14 protein-coding genes and 1 pseudogene are annotated in these 15,893 nt (G+C 60.3%); 12 read left to right on the top strand and 3 right to left on the bottom strand.

The annotated features are described in order from the left end of the window. The first annotated feature begins 131 nt into the window (after positions 1-131). On the top strand, positions 132-872 hold the full coding sequence (locus FJ949_RS08205; RefSeq protein WP_140494917.1) for a polysaccharide deacetylase family protein: 741 nt from the start codon (positions 132-134) through the stop codon (positions 870-872). Positions 873-910: 38 nt separating this feature from the next. Here the strand turns inward: FJ949_RS08205 and FJ949_RS08200 are convergent, their stop codons facing one another. Continuing rightward, positions 911-1,300, bottom strand: a complete 390-nt coding sequence (locus FJ949_RS08200; RefSeq protein ID WP_140494914.1) for a DUF427 domain-containing protein — start codon at positions 1,298-1,300, stop codon at positions 911-913. A gap of 139 nt (positions 1,301-1,439) precedes the next feature. After that, complete coding sequence (locus FJ949_RS08195; RefSeq protein ID WP_140494911.1) at positions 1,440-1,796, bottom strand: hypothetical protein; 357 nt, start codon at positions 1,794-1,796, stop codon at positions 1,440-1,442. 305 nt (positions 1,797-2,101) lie between these two features. Here FJ949_RS08195 and FJ949_RS08190 point away from each other — a divergent pair, with 305 nt between their 5' ends. Further along, positions 2,102-3,730: a fatty-acid--CoA ligase gene (locus FJ949_RS08190; protein WP_140494909.1), complete on the top strand. Its 1,629-nt coding sequence runs from the start codon at positions 2,102-2,104 to the stop codon at positions 3,728-3,730. Between the two features lie 175 nt (positions 3,731-3,905). Next, complete coding sequence (locus FJ949_RS08185; protein ID WP_140494907.1) at positions 3,906-4,691, top strand: DUF1499 domain-containing protein; 786 nt, start codon at positions 3,906-3,908, stop codon at positions 4,689-4,691. 10 nt (positions 4,692-4,701) lie between these two features. On the opposite strand, the gene FJ949_RS08180 is transcribed toward FJ949_RS08185, so the two are convergent. Beyond that, complete coding sequence (locus tag FJ949_RS08180; protein WP_140494904.1) at positions 4,702-5,610, bottom strand: MBL fold metallo-hydrolase; 909 nt, start codon at positions 5,608-5,610, stop codon at positions 4,702-4,704. 117 nt (positions 5,611-5,727) lie between these two features. Here FJ949_RS08180 and FJ949_RS08175 point away from each other — a divergent pair, with 117 nt between their 5' ends. From FJ949_RS08175 to FJ949_RS30985, 9 genes and pseudogenes are all read left to right on the top strand, one after another. After that, positions 5,728-6,318 (top strand): biotin transporter BioY, encoded by a 591-nt coding sequence (locus FJ949_RS08175; protein WP_140494902.1) that lies wholly within the window; start codon positions 5,728-5,730, stop codon positions 6,316-6,318. Between the two features lie 398 nt (positions 6,319-6,716). Beyond that, on the top strand, positions 6,717-7,994 hold the full coding sequence (locus tag FJ949_RS08170; protein ID WP_140520791.1) for a sugar transferase: 1,278 nt from the start codon (positions 6,717-6,719) through the stop codon (positions 7,992-7,994). Positions 7,995-8,035: 41 nt separating this feature from the next. Then, a complete protein-coding gene (locus FJ949_RS08165) occupies positions 8,036-9,310 on the top strand; it encodes a nucleotide sugar dehydrogenase (protein ID WP_140494898.1) in 1,275 nt (424 codons plus the stop codon). Further along, positions 9,310-10,335: an NAD-dependent epimerase gene (locus FJ949_RS08160; protein ID WP_140494896.1), complete on the top strand. Its 1,026-nt coding sequence runs from the start codon at positions 9,310-9,312 to the stop codon at positions 10,333-10,335. Before FJ949_RS08165 ends, FJ949_RS08160 begins: the two co-directional genes overlap by 1 nt. 103 nt (positions 10,336-10,438) lie before the next feature. Beyond that, on the top strand, positions 10,439-11,134 hold the full coding sequence (locus FJ949_RS08155; RefSeq protein WP_181168414.1) for a methyltransferase domain-containing protein: 696 nt from the start codon (positions 10,439-10,441) through the stop codon (positions 11,132-11,134). A gap of 147 nt (positions 11,135-11,281) precedes the next feature. Beyond that, the gene (locus tag FJ949_RS30615) at positions 11,282-12,448 is read left to right on the top strand and encodes a glycosyltransferase (RefSeq protein ID WP_140494892.1); all 1,167 of its coding nucleotides are present in this window, start codon (positions 11,282-11,284) and stop codon (positions 12,446-12,448) included. After that, on the top strand, positions 12,330-13,580 hold the full coding sequence (locus tag FJ949_RS08145) for a glycosyltransferase (RefSeq protein ID WP_224646759.1): 1,251 nt from the start codon (positions 12,330-12,332) through the stop codon (positions 13,578-13,580). The genes FJ949_RS30615 and FJ949_RS08145 overlap by 119 nt, the downstream gene beginning before the upstream one ends. A gap of 43 nt (positions 13,581-13,623) precedes the next feature. Continuing rightward, a complete protein-coding gene (locus FJ949_RS08140; RefSeq protein ID WP_140494888.1) occupies positions 13,624-14,868 on the top strand; it encodes an oligosaccharide repeat unit polymerase in 1,245 nt (414 codons plus the stop codon). Then, positions 14,861-15,748: pseudogene (locus FJ949_RS30985) on the top strand (oligosaccharide flippase family protein); the annotation flags it as partial. The gene FJ949_RS08140 and the pseudogene FJ949_RS30985, both read left to right, overlap by 8 nt. Positions 15,749-15,893: the final 145 nt, after the last annotated feature.

Genomic DNA, 15,893 nt, shown 5'->3' with positions numbered 1-15,893 from the left:
ATCGGAACGAGGAACTGCCGCAAGACGGTCAGATTGTCGCGTCTGGTGCTTTTCTGCTATCCAGCTCCGATTTTCGCCTTCATGCGGGTCTTGGGATGCCTGCGTGAAACGCCCGATTGGAATTGGATTTGATGCGCCTGCTGCAAAAAAATCTCTGCATTGTCGCCATGTCTTTGGCCGTCGTGTCCAGCGGCCATGCCGCATCGCTGGTCGAACCCATCCTGCACATCAAGCCGGATGCAGGTGGAACCGGGCGCATTGCCTTGACCCTCGATGCCTGCGGCGGACGGACCGACAACCGCATCCTCTCGGCGCTGGTGGAAAACAGGATACCTGCGACCATCTTCGTCACCGGCATCTGGCTGAAGCGGAACGCCGCCGCCGTCGAGATCATGCGGGCGCATCCCGACCTGTTCGAACTGGAAAACCACGGCGGCCATCACATCCCGGCCGTCGACACGCCGCAGAAGATCTATGGCATACGCAGCGCCGGCAGTCCGGAAGCGGTTCTGGCCGAGGTCGAGTCGGGCGCCGTCGCCTTGGCCGGGACTGGCGAGCCAGCGCCGAAATGGTTTCGTGGCGCGACCGCGGAGTATAGTCCGTCGGCGATCGCCATGATCCGCAAGCTGGGCTTCAAGATCGCCGGCTTCTCGATCAATGGCGACGGCGGTTCGCTGCTCGGCGCCAGGGAAACCACAAGGCGCATAGAAGCGGCCAAGGATGGCGACGTCATCATCGCCCATATCAACCAGCCGACCCATGCCGCCGGGGAGGGCGTCGTGCAGGGCCTGCTGGCGCTCAAGCAGAAGGGACTGACCTTCGTGCGGCTCGATGATGCCGGAGGCTTCGGCAATAACGGCACCACCGACTGATCGGCAGGACGGCAGGTCCGGCCTCCTCGTTCGTCCGTTCAAGCTGGCTTGGCTTCGATGCTGACCTTGCTTGCGTAGAACGCGCCGTGGTTGCGGATTTCAGCCATTTCGTCGAAAGGCTGCTCATAGGCCCACATCGCATCCTTGCCTGCCTCGGCGGCAGGCAGCACGCTCCAGTAGCTTGCGTCGCCCTTGTAGGGACAATGGGTGGAGGATTGCGTGCCGCTCAGCTTGTTGAAATCGATGTCTGCGAACGGGATGTAAAAGGCGGCCGGATAGGGCGCTTCCGTCAGCACCTTGGCGTTCGTCGATGAGGCGATAACAGTGTCGCCTGCACGCACGGTGACGGTGCCCTTATACGGTTCGACGGTGATGACCTTATCGGGGTTGCGCTGGAAGCCGGGTGCCGGGTTGGCGATCTTGTCCATGCTGTTTCTCCTCGTCTCAGCTTTAAGTGTGTCGACGAGGTGGTTTGCGCAAGGCCGACGGTCGCCAGCAATCCGCAATCAATCTCCAGCCGTGGGCGCTGCCGACGGCATTTTTAGCGATGACCTTGTCCGGCGAGGCTCAGGCCGCGGTTCTGAACGCGTCCATCAGGCCGGCATAGGCGGCCGCGATACCGGCCACGGGATTGCTGCTCCTGGATGCGGTCTCGACTTTCAAGTGGCCGCCGCCGGTCGGCAAGGTGAGCAGCAGGAATTGACGATTGCCGCCATCGCCCACGGATGCCGCGGCGACGTGCTCGCCTTCCCCTTCGTTCTGGACGCACATCTTGAACAGCAGCGTGCCGCCCACCGCTTCGAGCGCACCGCCGACAACTTCAACAAATTCATCTTCGGAAACAGTCTTTGTGTCCGGCACCAGATCGCCCAGGCTTTCGGCAAGCGTGCTTTCCAGTGCCTTATCGTCGAGCTGCGTGTCCATGCGAACCTCTTTCAGTCGCCAATCGCACCCCTTTGCCCATTAGCGAAACTTAATGCCGACGATGGCCGGATTGTGGCGGATTCTCCTCTCGGTCGAGTAATTTAGACTTCTCTGATATAATGGATTTCAAGGCCGCCGGTCCTATGACATGAGCGCCAGGCATTCGGACCTCCAAGAAAAGACACGACTCGATCGCTTGCCTGCGCGACCGGCATTCGGATTTCGTTCGCCACCGGCGGTGGCTGGACAATCCACCGGTTCGCTTCACAATGGCAACAAAAGCGAGGAGCGTAAGGGAGGAACGAATGCTGGGGCTGATGCAGGAATGGCCGCTTCTTTGCCATAAGCTTATCGACAACGCAGAGCGGCAGCATGGCGCGCGAGAGATCGTATCGCGCTCGATCGAAGGTCCGATCGTGCGCACAACCTACGCCAGCATCCATCGTCGCGCCCTGAAGGTCTCCCAGCGCCTGGAGCGTGACGGCTATCGGCTGGGCGACCGCATTGCGACGCTGGCCTGGAACACGGCGCGCCACATCGAGGCCTGGTATGGCATCATGGGCATCGGCGCGATCTATCACACGCTCAACCCGCGGCTGTTTCCCGAGCAGATCGTCTGGATCATGAACCATGCCGAAGACAAGGCGGTCTTTGTCGACCTGACTTTCCTCCCTTTGCTCGAGAAGATCGCCGGCGCGGTCAAGTCCCTGAAACAGGTGATCGTGCTGGCCGACAGGGCGCATCTGCCGCAGACCATGCTGCCCAACGTCGTCGCCTACGAGGAATGGCTCGACGAGGCCGATGGCGATTTCGCCTGGAAGAGCTTCGACGAAGGCACCGCCGCCGGCATGTGCTATACGTCTGGAACCACTGGCGATCCAAAGGGCGTCGTCTACAGTCACCGCTCGAATGTCCTGCACGCCATGATCGCCGCCATGCCCGACGCGATGGGCCTGTCTTCGCGCGACACGATCCTGCCGGTGGTTCCGATGTTCCACGCCAATGCCTGGGGCCTTGGCCAGAGCGCACCGATGATCGGCGCCAAGCTTGTCATGCCGGGCTGCAAGATGGACGGCGCCTCCATCTATGAATTGCTCGACACCGAGAAAGTAACCTTCAGTGCCGCCGTGCCGACCGTGTGGATGATGCTGCTGCAATATCTGGAGGAGACCGGCAGGAAGCTGCCCTACCTCAACAAGGTTGTCATCGGCGGCTCGTCATGCCCACGCATCATCACCAAGAAATTCCAGGACAATTACGATGTCCAGGTCGTCCACGCCTGGGGCATGACCGAAATGTCGCCGCTCGGCACACTGTGTACGCTGAAGCCGGACTATGCAGGCCTTAAGGGTGACGCCCGGCTCGATGTCCAGGGCAAGCAGGGTTACCCGCCCTTCGGCGTCGAGATGAAGGTGACGGACGACGAAGGCAACGCGCTGCCTTGGGACGGCAAGACATTCGGGCGGCTGAAGGTGCGCGGCCCCGCGGTGGCCAGCGCCTACTACGGCGGCGCCGGCTCGGAGCAGTTCGACGAGGATGGCTGGTTCGATACCGGGGATGTCGCCCACATCGACGCTGGCGGCTATATGCAGATCACCGATCGCGCCAAGGACGTCATCAAGTCCGGCGGCGAATGGATTTCGACCATCGACCTGGAGAATCTGGCCGTCGGCCATCCCGATGTCGCCGAGGCAGCCGCCATTGGCGTCCCTCATTCGAAATGGGGCGAGCGGCCTTTGCTGGTGGTTGTCCGCAAGCCGGGGAAGGAACCGACCAAAACCGATATCCTTGGTTTTCTCGACGGTAAGGTGGCCAAATGGTGGATGCCCGACGACGTCGCCTTCGTCGGCGAAATTCCGCACACCGCCACCGGCAAGATCCAGAAGATCACCTTGCGCCAGCAATTCAGGGACTACCGCTTGCCGACGGATTGACGCGATATTGCGTGTCTCGGCCTGATGCGGTCGTAAAAGGACAGTGCAGCGACGTGCACCTTTCCGGCAGGGCACGATAGCATTTCCAACTGGCGCACGATCCTCCTCGAAAATCGATTCCGATTTTGGTGGCCATGCGCTAAGTCTTCTTCGGCTTGGGATGACGCAGAGAAACATGGTCAGCATTTCGGAACGGCAAACGTCGAAGGCTGCCGGATGGTCGCGGCGCACCGCTGCTTTTTCGGCGGTGCTTTTGCTGACCGTGTTCGTCGGCCATTATTTCAACCTCGTTGAAACGCCGGTGTTCCTGTGGGTGTTGGCTATCGTCGCGCTGTTGGCGGCGCTGGCGCTGCTGTTCGCCGGATTTGCCTTCTCGAGGGTGTGGAATTTTGGCGACTATGGCGGCCGCGACATCACGGTCGGCGTCTTGCTGGCAGTGCTGGTGCTGACCCCCTATGGCATCGCCGCCTATTGGGCGACAATCTTTCCGCCGCTCAGGGATATTTCAACCGATTTCGACGAACCGCCGGCACTCGACGTCACCGGTCGCACGAAGGACATGAACGTGCTCTCGCCGCCGACGCCCGGCGAGCAGCGGTTGCAGACCGACAGCTATCCGCTTGTCACCGCGCGCAGCTACGACCTGCCGTTCGAGACCGTCGTCACTGCCGTTGAAACCGTGCTCGACCGCCGCAATTGGGATCTTACCGGACCCTATCCCGAACTCGCCGGGCAAAGCGACGTGACGATTACCGCTGTCGCCAGGAGCTTCGTGTTGGGCCTCCCCGCAGACGTGGCAATTCGCATCACGGACGACGGGGATACGGTTCTCGTCGACATGCGGTCGGCTTCCCGCTACGGCCGCTACGACCTCGGCGACAACGCTGCGCGCATCACCGACTTTCTGGCGGAGTTGGACCAGGAAGTCGCCGGCCAGGTCGGCGCGGCTCCGGCCGAATAGATGCTCGGGCCTAAGGGGCTGGCCTAAAAATGCCGTCTATGGCCGGCGCGGCGTCTGTCGCGACCAGGCCGCGCGCCACCAGATCCTCCAGATGGGCAAGCACCGACAACCCGGCGGCGCCATGCAGCCGCGGGTCGGTATCCCTGTAGATCGCCTTGACCATGTCTGCGATCGTGCGGTCGCCCGCGCGGATCCGCTCAAATATGGCCCGTTCGCGCATTTTGCGATGGGTCTTCAACCCGCGCATGAAGCCACGCGGTGCCGTCACCGGCCCGCCGTGGCCGGGCAGCAGCAGGCGGTCGCCGCGTTCGATCAGCCGGTCCAGCGAGGCCATGTAGTCCGCCATCGCCCCGTCCGGCGGCGCGACGATGGAGGTCGCCCACGCCATGACGTGGTCGGCCGAAAACAGGATGCCGGTGCCCTCCAGCGCGAATGCCGCGTGGTTGGCGGTATGGCCGGGGGTCAGGACCGTGCGGATTGCCCAGCCGTCGCCGGCGACCAGCGCGCCGTCCGGCAGCGCGAGATCGGGAACGAAAGCGGTATCGGCGCTGGCATCGAGCGCGTTGATCTCGCCAATATGCAATGGCCTTGCCGGCCGGTGCGGCCCTTCCGCCATCACCTGGGCTCCGGTCTCCTGCTTCAGCCGTGCCGCCAGCGGGGAATGGTCGCGATGCGTGTGGCTGACGAAGATGTGGCTGACCGGCCTGCCGGCGATGACGTCGAGCAAGGTGCGAAGGTGAGCTTCGTCATCCGGCCCCGGATCGATCACTGCCAGCGTATCGCGTCCGACGATGTAGCTGTTGGTGCCGTGAAAGGTGAAGGGACTTGGATTTCGGGCCGTGACGCGCTGCACGTCGGGCGCGACGCTGACGCCCCCGCCGTAGCAGGGATCGAAGCTGGTATCGAATTCGAGGGCCATGACGGTGTCGATGCCTGTTGCGGGAATGGCAAAACCGATTGCCGCATAGCACGCAAGCCAATATAGGAAAACGCAAGACCGCGATCATCGGATGGCGGCACTCGGATGGGGAAGACCATGGCAACTGCAACGACGATGCGCCCGCTTGTTTCTCTGGCTCTGCCGCAAGATGGCGCGGCGCGGCTGGCAACGCAGTTCTTCCTGGCGATAGCCGGGACATTGCTCCTGACCCTGTCGGCCAAGACCAAGGTGGTTCTGGGGCCAGTCGATATTTCGATGCAGACGCTCGCCGTCCTGCTGATCGGGGCCGCTTTCGGCCTGCGGCTCGGCGTCGCCACCCTGCTGCTCTATATGGCCGAGGGCGCGATGGGCTTCCCGGTCTTCCAGAGCACGCCGGAAAAGGGAATTGGCATTGCCTACATGCTCGGCTCGACCGGCGGCTATCTCGCCGGCTTCGTGGTCATGGCGGCGATTGCCGGCTGGGCCGCCGATCGCGGCTGGGATCGCCATCCGATCAAGCTTTTCAACGCGATGCTGGTTGCCGAGTTCGTCATGATGGCCATGGGTTTTGCCTGGCTGGCGATGCTCATCGGTCCGGAAAAATCCTGGCAGTTCGGGGTCGTGCCGTTCATCGTCGGTGATCTGATCAAGGTTGCCCTGGCCGCAAGCCTGGTGCCCGCCGTCTGGTCGCTGCTGAAGCGCAACTGAACTAGCGATCCACTGAGACATTCCGGGGAAGAACCTGGTTCATCCAGGTCGGACGGATGTGACTGGGAGGTCTTGGCCAAGCAGCCAGCCAGTCACCAGAGATACGAACATCCATTTACCTTCATGCGTCCAGACATTCTCGATGGCGGGCAGTAAGCCAATTTATTAGCGATAGCTTTTGAACCGCATTCAGCGACGCGATTGATAAAAAATCCTGCCGATTGCTACAGTGTAAATAGATACTTGCTGGTATCGTTACAGTGTCGTAGCTCTTGATCTTCGACTGAGTCGAACAGCCAGTAGCGAGAGGCCCGATTCCGCTTTGCGAATGAACGGCCAAGCCAAGCGCATTATTGCAATGGCAATCGCCGACATGGCAGCTTCGAGGGGGGAAGAAGTTGAATGTCGCAACATCAACTCTTGTCGGAAGCCGGCACTTCCTGTTCAGAATTCGCTTTCAACTTATTGGCGGACTGACGTTCGCGATCGTCGCGCCGGCCCTCATCCGGATCGCCTTCAAACCCGATGCGGTCTACGTCGCCAATCTCCAGGTAACCGTCGCTGCCGCGGTCATTGCGCATGTAGCAGGCTTCCTTGCCTATCGGCGTATCGGGAATTTCCCCGGCGTGGCCGCTGCCAGCTACATCCTGCCGACATTTGTGCTGTCCTACGGGCTTGTTTTCCTGACTATTTTCTTTTTTCGTTTCGAGTACAGCCGGTTTCAGGCGGCTGCCAGCTTCACCCAGTCCACGCTCTGGTATTTTGGCCTGAGCATCATAACGCGGCATCTCGAACCGTACCGGCTGGTCGTCATTCCCGGCGGGAACGTAGAGCGCCTAAGGACACTGCCGGGAGTGCATTGGTTCTGGATCACTTCGCCTGGCACCGTCATCGAACGGGCGAATGGCGTGGTTGTCGATCTGCGGGCCGACCTTGACGCCGAATGGGAACGATACATCGCGGACCGGGCCCTTTCGGGCACGCCGGTCTACCACGTCAAGCAGGTCAGCGAATCGCTGACCGGCCGCGTCGAGATCGAACACCTGTCGGAAAACACGCTCGGCTCGCTCAATCCGAACCAGGCCTATCTCAAGATCAAGCAGGCAATCGACTGGATCTCCGCGCTTGTCATGGTCGTGGCTCTTTCACCTTTCGTGGTGTTGATCGCGCTGCTGATCCGGCTGGACTCGGAGGGCCCGGTGCTGTTTCGCCAGCCCCGCATTGGCTACAGGGGCCGGATCTACACGGTCTACAAGTTTCGTTCGATGAGGCAGCAAGCCGGCATTGGCAGCGACAAGGACAAGGCGATCACGAAACGTGACGACGATCGCATCACCCGGATAGGGCGTTTTTTACGCAAGTTCAGGATCGACGAGCTGCCGCAGGCCATCAACATCCTGCGCGGCGAAATGAGCTGGATCGGGCCACGGCCCGAGGCTGTCGTCCTGTCGCACTGGTATGAGGCGGAATTGCCGTTCTATCGCTACCGGCACATCGTCAGGCCAGGTGTGAGCGGGTGGGCGCAAGTAAACCAGGGGCATGTTGCGGCGGTCGACGATGTGATGGAGAAATTACACTACGATTTTTACTACATAAAGAACTTCTCGCCTTGGCTTGATGTTCTCATCACCCTCAGAACCATCAAGACGATGATTACCGGCCATGGTGCGCGATAGCGGAGGCCGTGGCTGATTAAGGCTTGCCGGACAGGAAGCAAATGGACCTCGGCTCCAGGAAAATAGCTGTCATCGGGCTTGGCTATGTGGGTTTGCCGCTGGCGGTGGCCCTCGGAGCGATCAGGGACGTCGTCGGCTTCGACATCAGCCAATCGCGCGTGGATGCGCTGAGGCGTGGCGAGGATCACACGCTTGAGGCCAGCAGAGATGAAATCGATGCCGCCACGCGGCTGCGGTTCACCAGCGACAAGGCCGATCTGCGGGATTGCGGAGTTTTCATCGTCACTGTCCCCACTCCGATCGACAGGGCCAACCGGCCGGACCTGAAGCCCCTTGTCATGGCGTCCGCCACGGTCGGCGAGGTGATCTCCCCCGGTGCGGTGGTAATCTTTGAATCGACCGTCTATCCCGGCTGTACGCAAGAGGTGTGTGCTCCGCTGATCGAGAAACATTCGGGGCTGCGCTACAACGAAGACTTCTTCCTGGGCTACAGCCCTGAGCGCATCAACCCCGGCGACCGCGAGCACCGGCTTCAGACGATCGTCAAGGTGACCAGCGGCTCCACGCCGGAGGTGGCGGACGCCATCGACGCCCTCTATGCCTCGATCATTCCCGCCGGCACGCATCGTGCATCGAGCATCGCGGTCGCCGAGGCAGCCAAGGTCATCGAGAACACGCAACGCGATCTCAATATCGCCTTGATGAACGAATTGTCGCTGATCTTCGGCAAACTGGGCATCGACACGTCGGAGGTGCTGGAAGCGGCCGGCACCAAATGGAATTTCCTGCGCTTCAGCCCTGGTCTCGTCGGCGGCCACTGCATAGGCGTCGATCCCTATTATCTGACCCACAAGGCTCAAGAACTCGGCTATCATCCCGAGGTGATTCTTGCCGGTCGCCGCATCAACGACGGCATGGGCCGGCATGCAGCGGACCAGACGGCCCGCCTTATGATGCGCAAGGGCATACCTGTCGTTGGCAGCCGGATTCTGGTCATGGGCGCGGCCTTCAAGGAAAACTGTCCGGACCTGAGAAACTCCAAGGTCGCCGACATTGTCGCGCAGCTGAGGCAGTACAATGCCGGCATCGATATCTGGGATCCTTGGGTCGATGCGCAGGAATGCGCGCGCGCCTTTGGCGTAACGAGCGTTAAAGAGATGCCCGCCGCGCGTTACGATGGCGTTGTCGTCGCCGTGGGGCACGGGCAGTTTCACACCCTGGGCGTTGCCGGTCTTCGGGCGCTTTGCAAGGACCCTAGCGTCGTCTACGACATCAAGGGTCTGTTCCCCAGGGATGTTACGGACGGGCGGTTCTGATGAAGGTTCTGGTCACCGGCGCTGCCGGCTTCATAGGCTATCACGTCGCCAGGCGGCTGCTCGAACGCGGCGACGAGGTCGTCGGCATAGACAGCATCAACGACTACTATGATCCGCAGATCAAGCAGGCGCGGCTGCGGCTTCTGGCCGAAGCAAGCCGCAACACCAATGCGGGCTACCATTTCATCCACGGTAATCTCGCAGAGCGAAACGTGGTGGACGGCTGCTTTGCCGATCACGCCTTCGACAGGGTGATCCATCTCGCCGCCCAGGCCGGCGTCCGCTACAGCCTTGAAAACCCGCACGCCTATGTCGAGAGCAACATTATCGCCTACGCCAACATGCTGGAGGCCTGCCGCAACAGCCGTGTCGGCCACCTGACCTATGCCAGCACGTCGAGCGTCTATGGCGCCAATACCGACATGCCGTTTTCCGAGCATCGCCCGGCCGACCATCCGCTGCAGTTCTACGCCGCAACCAAGCGCGCCAACGAGCTGATGGCGCACAGCTACAGCCACCTGTTCGGGCTGCCGACCACGGGCTTGCGTTTCTTCACAGTGTACGGCCCTTGGGGGCGTCCCGACATGGCGCTGTTCCTGTTCACCAGGAACATCCTGGCCGGCGAGCCGATCAAGCTGTTCAACAACGGCAACCACACACGCGACTTCACCTACGTCGAAGACATCGCCGAAGGCGTGATCCGCACCAGCGACAGCCCCGCCGCCGCTAACTCCGCCTGGGATTCCGGTCATCCGGATCCTGCGACGAGCAGCGCGCCTTGGCGCATTTTCAACATCGGCAACAACAACCCGGTGAAGCTGACCGCCTATGTCGAGGCGCTTGAAAACGCGCTTGGCCGCAAGGCCATCGTGGAGCTCTTGCCGCTGCAGGCCGGCGACGTGCCTGACACTTTCGCCGATACTTCGGCGCTGCAGGCGGCGGTCGGCTATCGTCCCGGCACGTCCGTGACGGAGGGCGTCGGGCGGTTCGTCGAATGGTACCAGGCCTATTTTGAGCGGAGGTAGGGGGAGGTCACGTCTTGTCCACGAAATCGATGACGGGATAGCGTCTTTGCTGCGGGGTTTTGTTCGCACGAACGTGGCGGTCTCAGAGTGTCTGGACCGAGCCTTGCCGCTACGGCTGCGCGTGGATGGCAACCACGCCTTTGCTGCGGAAATCGCACCGGTGCTCTTTACACCTAACGCACTGGTCTATGATCTGGGCGGAGGAGCAAGGCCGCTTGTAAGCCTAGCCGAGAAGCGTCGTCTGGGGCTGGTTGTCGTCGGGGTGGACCGCGATGCCAAGGAACTGTCGAAGGCTCCGGGCGAGATCTATGACGAGCGGATCGAGGCGGACCTTACTTCGTTCAGGGGGAAGGGAGATGCCGATCTGGTCATATGCCAGGCCACTCTGGAGCACGTCCGCGACGGCGAAGGCGCATTTCGCGGCATTGCCAGCTGCGTAAGGCCGGGCGGCACGGTCGCCATTTTCTCGCCTTCACGCAACGCCGTTTTCGCCAGGCTCAATCGGGTCTTGCCCGAGGCGATCAAGCGTCGCCTGCTGTTTGCGGTCTATCCGGACAAGGGCAGGGGGCACGACGGCTTCCCAGCCTTCTATGACAGATGCCTGCCGAGCGAGGTGGAAAGGATCGCAGCGCAAAATGGCCTGGAGCTTGTCCAGCGTCATCTGTTCTGGAGGAGTTCATACTTCTACGCTTTCGTGCCGGCCTTCCTTGTCTGGCGCCTCTGGCTAGGTCTCTCGGCGCTTCTCATTGGGAAGGATGCGGCCGAAACCTACGCCTATGTCTTTCGGCGAAGACATTGATCACCCGAGGATATTCTCCGCTTTGGTGGACCCGAACGCGACGGGCTGTCTCCCTGGTATCCGGGTGGAGCATCGCTCATCGCGCACGGTCAGGCGCAAGCAAAAAGCTTTCGCCGTGACCGGCCAGGAAAGGTGGCGAACCGAGTGATGTGCACGCGCCAAGACAAGAGATCGCCAGGCAACCCAGCAGCTCGGATTGCTATCTTCATTCCCTCTCTTCGTGCTGGCGGCACCGAGCGGGCAATGCTCACCCTGGCCAGCGAATTTGGCCGGCGCGGCTTGCCGATCGATCTGGTGCTTGGGTGTGCGACGGGCGAGTATCTCGCTTTGGTTCCGAAGACGATAAGGATACAGGACCTCCGGGCCTCGCGGTTGCTGTTTTCCGTATTGGCTTTGATCCGGTATTTGAGGCGGGAGCAGCCGCGGGTGATGCTGACGGCGTTACCCCATGCCAATATCGTTGGCATCGTCTCGTCCATGCTCTCGCTGCGCCGGATACCGATCGTGATATCCGAAAGGAGTAATCTTTCCAGGACCGTCGCGGATACGAAGCTGGTTCGTGAGAAGTTTCTGCCATTTCTCATGCGGCTGACCTATGGTCGTGCCAGCACGATCATCACTGTATCGCATGGCGTCGCGGAAGACCTGACCCAGAGCATCGGGGTCGACCGGAATTCCGTCAAAACGATCTACAATCCCCTGGACATCAAACATGTTGAAGAGCAGGCGGATGAACCGCTCGATCATCCTTTCGCGGTCGAGGATGGCAGGGTTTTGTTGGTGGCCGTTGGGCGGCTTGATTTCGCAAAGGACCATGCCACGCTCATAAGCAGCTTCGCGCGGATTGCGAGGAAGAGACCCGTCAAATTGGCCATTGTCGGGGAAGGACCGCTGCGGGGATCGCTTCAAACCCTGATCGACGAACTCGAGCTGAATTCTTCGGTCGCTCTGGTCGGCTTTTCGAAGAATCCGTATCCGTGGATGCGGCGGGCAGCGTTGTTTCTTCAATCCTCCCGCAGGGAGGGATTTCCAAACACGATCATCGAAGCAATGGCTTGCGGGACCAACGTGGTGAGCACCAACTGCGAAAGCGGTCCGGCCGAGATACTCGAGGACGGCAAGTGGGGGCGTCTCGCCGCGGTCGGAGATGCCCAGGGTTTTGCGGCAGAAGTGATGGCCGCCCTTGATGAAGCTGATCCTCCAGACGTCAGGCGTCGGGCGCGGGATTTCAGTGTCGAAAAGGTGGCCGACGCCTACCTGCTCGCGATGGGTGTCGATCCCACGAACGCCGTGGGGAAGGAGCGGTCGTATTAAGATCCTGCACGTCATCACCGGACTTGAGAACGGCGGCGCCGAGGCAGCGCTATACCGCCTGTGCACGGCCGAGCGCAGCCATTCCCATTTTGTCGTCTCGCTTTCGGGTGACGGAAAATATGGCCCGTTGCTTCGCGCGGCCAAAATACCGCTCGCCTGCCTGGCGATGCCAAAGGGAAGGTTGAGTCTCAAGGGGCTCGCCTCGCTCAGGCGCGTGTTCTCGACCTATCGGCCGGACGTGGTTCAGTGCTGGATGTATCACGCCAACCTCGTCGGAGGCGTCCTAGCGCGGCTTGGCGGCATCAGCCCGGTTCTTTGGGGGATGCACAATTGCGGACTGGATCCGCGGGCGGCCTCCTTTACGACCAGGACAGTGGACAGGATATGCGCTCTCATATCCGGTATCATCCCGGCTCGGATTGTCAGTTGCTCGCAAAATGCATCGCGGTGCCACATCCATGCAGGATATTCGAGCTCGAACTGGACGATCATACCGAATGGCTACGATCTGGCCGTGTTCGAGCCGGACGACCGGGCGCGCGCGCGGCTCCGTCGGGATTGGTCGATAGGTGATGGCCAGTTCGTTATCGGAAACGTCGCTCGCTGGCATCCCGACAAGGACCACCAGAATCTCTTCGCTGCCCTGTCCAGGCTGTCGATGCACAAGAGCCTTCCCTTCAAATGTGTTCTTGCCGGCCCGGGTATGACGGCTGAAAACACTGCGCTTGCCGTGCTGTTGGAGCGCTACGATGTTCGCCACAAGGTGAAGCTTCTTGGGCCGAGCGACGACATTGCCGGTTTGATGAATGCATTCGACATTCATGTGCTGGCCTCCAGCAGCGAAGCCTTTCCGAACGTGGTTGCTGAGGCGATGGCATGCGGCACGCCATGCGTGGCAACGGACGTCGGGGACATCGCGATGCTTGTCGGCAACACGGGATTGATCGTTCCGCCGCGGAACCCTGACGCGTTATCGCGTTCCATCGAGATTATGGTTTCGGAAATTCAGGATACCCGGTCTTGGGCGAGCAGGCGGCAAGCATGTCGCGACCGCATCGCTGCGGATTTCTCGCTTGAGCGGATGGCGCACTCGTATGGCTTGCTGTGGGAGAAATCGTCCCTGGGCCGCTAAGGGGTGAGAACAATACGAATATTCAGATGGCGATGGAACGAAAGTGAAGCACCTCAAACGAGATTATTTTGTTTCGCCATTTGCGCTCACGCCGCAAATGTTGTTGCTTTTGTCGAGCTTGGTCTACTTTGTGCCATTCGTCACCGGGGGATTTCAGTATGTTGATGTCAGCAGAAGGAAGTATGATTTCATATATCACGCGGGCACTGGATATGCCATTGCGCTTTCTCTTTCTTGCATTGCTGCCGCGATGCTGGTCTTCATGCCAAGGCGTCAAGATTTCGAAGTCGAAGGCGACGTTCGGGGGGAGTCGATCGTAATAATTGTGATGCTGGTGGTGTTCGGTGGGATTTCGATAGCAAATCCGGCACTTTTTTCGGCCGCAAAGGCCGATGTTTTGTCATCTACCGGGCGGATCCAGTATGTATTTTACAACAGCTGCATCATCGGCATGGTGTTCGGAGCCCTGTCGGGGTGGAAGAAATCCAGGCTGGTCATCATCTTGAGCTGCCTGGGACTGATGCTTACGCTCTATATCGGGCATCGCTCTTCGGTTGCCATCGCGATTTTAGCTTGTTTGTACATAAGGTACAGGAACATTTCCCTGCTTTTGATCAGGAAAAGATACATAATTGGAGGAATTGGCGCATTCTTTTTTCTTGCAGTGTACAAGGCAGTATATGCAGCAATAAAAGCAGGAAATTTTGAACTTGTAGGTCAGAAAATACAATTCGACCAATTGTCCGATTCCGCTCTCGTGGGGCTGGAGCAGTTCGTGACATTGGCTCACCTGGATCTGGTCGTGAAATATGACTACACCTTGCCGTGCTCGAATCTTTGGCTGGTGCCTCTTTCTCTGTTTCCGTTCTCGGATACGGTCTTTGGCAAGGACGGATGCACCTACAACGAGCAGGTTCAGCCGTTCCTATTTCCGGGTTACAGTGGTGGCGTCGCTGCAAACATCTGGGCGGAGTTCTTTGCCAATTTCGGGTATGCCGGATTTCCGCTGCTCGTTGTCATTCTGTCGCTCGTGTGTGTTGCCCTCGAGGCGATAATCCGCAATGTGCGCAGCGCGACGCTCAAGGCCGGGCTGATCGTGGCCATCGTCCATCTCACATTCTACATCCAGCGCAAGGAGCTGCTTGGCGCCTTCATCTCCGCCAAGCGAGCCGTTCTCGTTGCGCTTTTCATTTTTGGCTTGGTTTATGTGCACCGGAAGTGTTTTCCACCGGGCCCCGCCGAGGTGATGCCGCAGGGGGCGCGGGCCTTGCGCCGAGACAATGGCTGAGGACGTGACGGCGGTCGCCAAGCCTTCCGGATGGATGCGCGCGCGGCGGGTTGTCCGCGACGTTACGTTTACGACGTCCGCAAGCGGAGTGGCCGCGTTGTGCTCCATCCTTGCACTGGCGCTCAACGCACGGTCGCTGGGTCCGGGGAATTTTGGCACACTCGCCGTAATTCAGGCCTATGTGGCGTTCGTTTCCGGCCTATGCACGTTCGAGAGCTGGCAGCTAGTGATCAGGCTGTGCGCGAGGTCGCCTTTGCGTCTGGGACCGGCGGCATCTTGCGGAATTGCCCTCGATGTTTCAGCCGCCCTTCTCGCCACGGTCCTGGCAATAGGCGGGATCTTGCTGTTTGGAGAAGCTGTTGGCGTGTCGCGGGATAATCGCCTTCTGGCGATTATCTACAGCCTCACCTTGTTGGCGAGTCTTTCGGGTACGCCGAAAGGTGTGCTTCGGCTGAACGGCCGGTACGACGTCATTGCCGGCAATCAACTCATGCAAGGGGTTGCCGTGGTGGTTGCCTCTCTCGTCCTTTGGATCCTCGATGCCTCATTGCCGGATTATGTAATCGTGCTGGCAGCGGTCGGCGCATTCTACAACCTGACGCTGTTCGTTCGCATGCTGCTCTATGCCAGGCAGGAGCACATCGAACTGCTCAACCCGCTTCGCTCCCGGTCCAAACGCCGTTTCTTCTGGGCGTTTCTTGCCATGGCCACGGGGACCAGTCTGCTCTCGACGCTTGTGAGCGCCAGGCGGCATCTCGCATTGTTCCTTGTCGCGGGCCTGCTGGGAGAGGTCGCCGCGGGCTCCTATTCGCTCGCATCGCGCCTGGCGACGATGGTTTCCCGGCTGACCGGTCCCTTGAACCAGGTGATCTTTCCCGAAATCGCGAAACTGTCCAGGCAAGAGCCTCCTTCTCGTCTATACCGCTTGAACGCCCGCATCACCGTGGTTTCGGCATGCGGTGCCACCGGCATGGCAGTCGTGGGGGTGCTGCTGCAAAACCCCATCGTCCTTCTGGCTGGCGGTT

Origin of the sequence: Mesorhizobium sp. B2-4-1, assembly GCF_006442185.1 — a bacterium.
Classification (GTDB): domain Bacteria; phylum Pseudomonadota; class Alphaproteobacteria; order Rhizobiales; family Rhizobiaceae; genus Mesorhizobium.
Note: the sequence above shows the minus strand (reverse complement) of the source record. Positions and strands in the feature narration are given on the sequence as shown.

Bases quoted from the DNA above. Each gene is read 5' to 3' on its own strand.
- FJ949_RS08190 (WP_140494909.1), top strand. From the start codon at position 2,102: ATGCTGGGGCTGATGCAGGAATGGCCGCTTCTTTGCCATAAGCTTATC.
- FJ949_RS08165 (WP_140494898.1), top strand. From the start codon at position 8,036: ATGGACCTCGGCTCCAGGAAAATAGCTGTCATCGGGCTTGGCTATGTG.
- FJ949_RS08200 (WP_140494914.1), bottom strand. From the start codon at position 1,300: ATGGACAAGATCGCCAACCCGGCACCCGGCTTCCAGCGCAACCCCGAT.
- FJ949_RS08180 (WP_140494904.1), bottom strand. From the start codon at position 5,610: ATGGCCCTCGAATTCGATACCAGCTTCGATCCCTGCTACGGCGGGGGC.
- FJ949_RS30615 (WP_140494892.1), top strand. From the start codon at position 11,282: ATGTGCACGCGCCAAGACAAGAGATCGCCAGGCAACCCAGCAGCTCGG.
- FJ949_RS08195 (WP_140494911.1), bottom strand. From the start codon at position 1,796: ATGGACACGCAGCTCGACGATAAGGCACTGGAAAGCACGCTTGCCGAA.
- FJ949_RS08205 (WP_140494917.1), top strand. From the start codon at position 132: ATGCGCCTGCTGCAAAAAAATCTCTGCATTGTCGCCATGTCTTTGGCC.
- FJ949_RS08160 (WP_140494896.1), top strand. From the start codon at position 9,310: ATGAAGGTTCTGGTCACCGGCGCTGCCGGCTTCATAGGCTATCACGTC.
- FJ949_RS08185 (WP_140494907.1), top strand. From the start codon at position 3,906: ATGGTCAGCATTTCGGAACGGCAAACGTCGAAGGCTGCCGGATGGTCG.
- FJ949_RS08175 (WP_140494902.1), top strand. From the start codon at position 5,728: ATGGCAACTGCAACGACGATGCGCCCGCTTGTTTCTCTGGCTCTGCCG.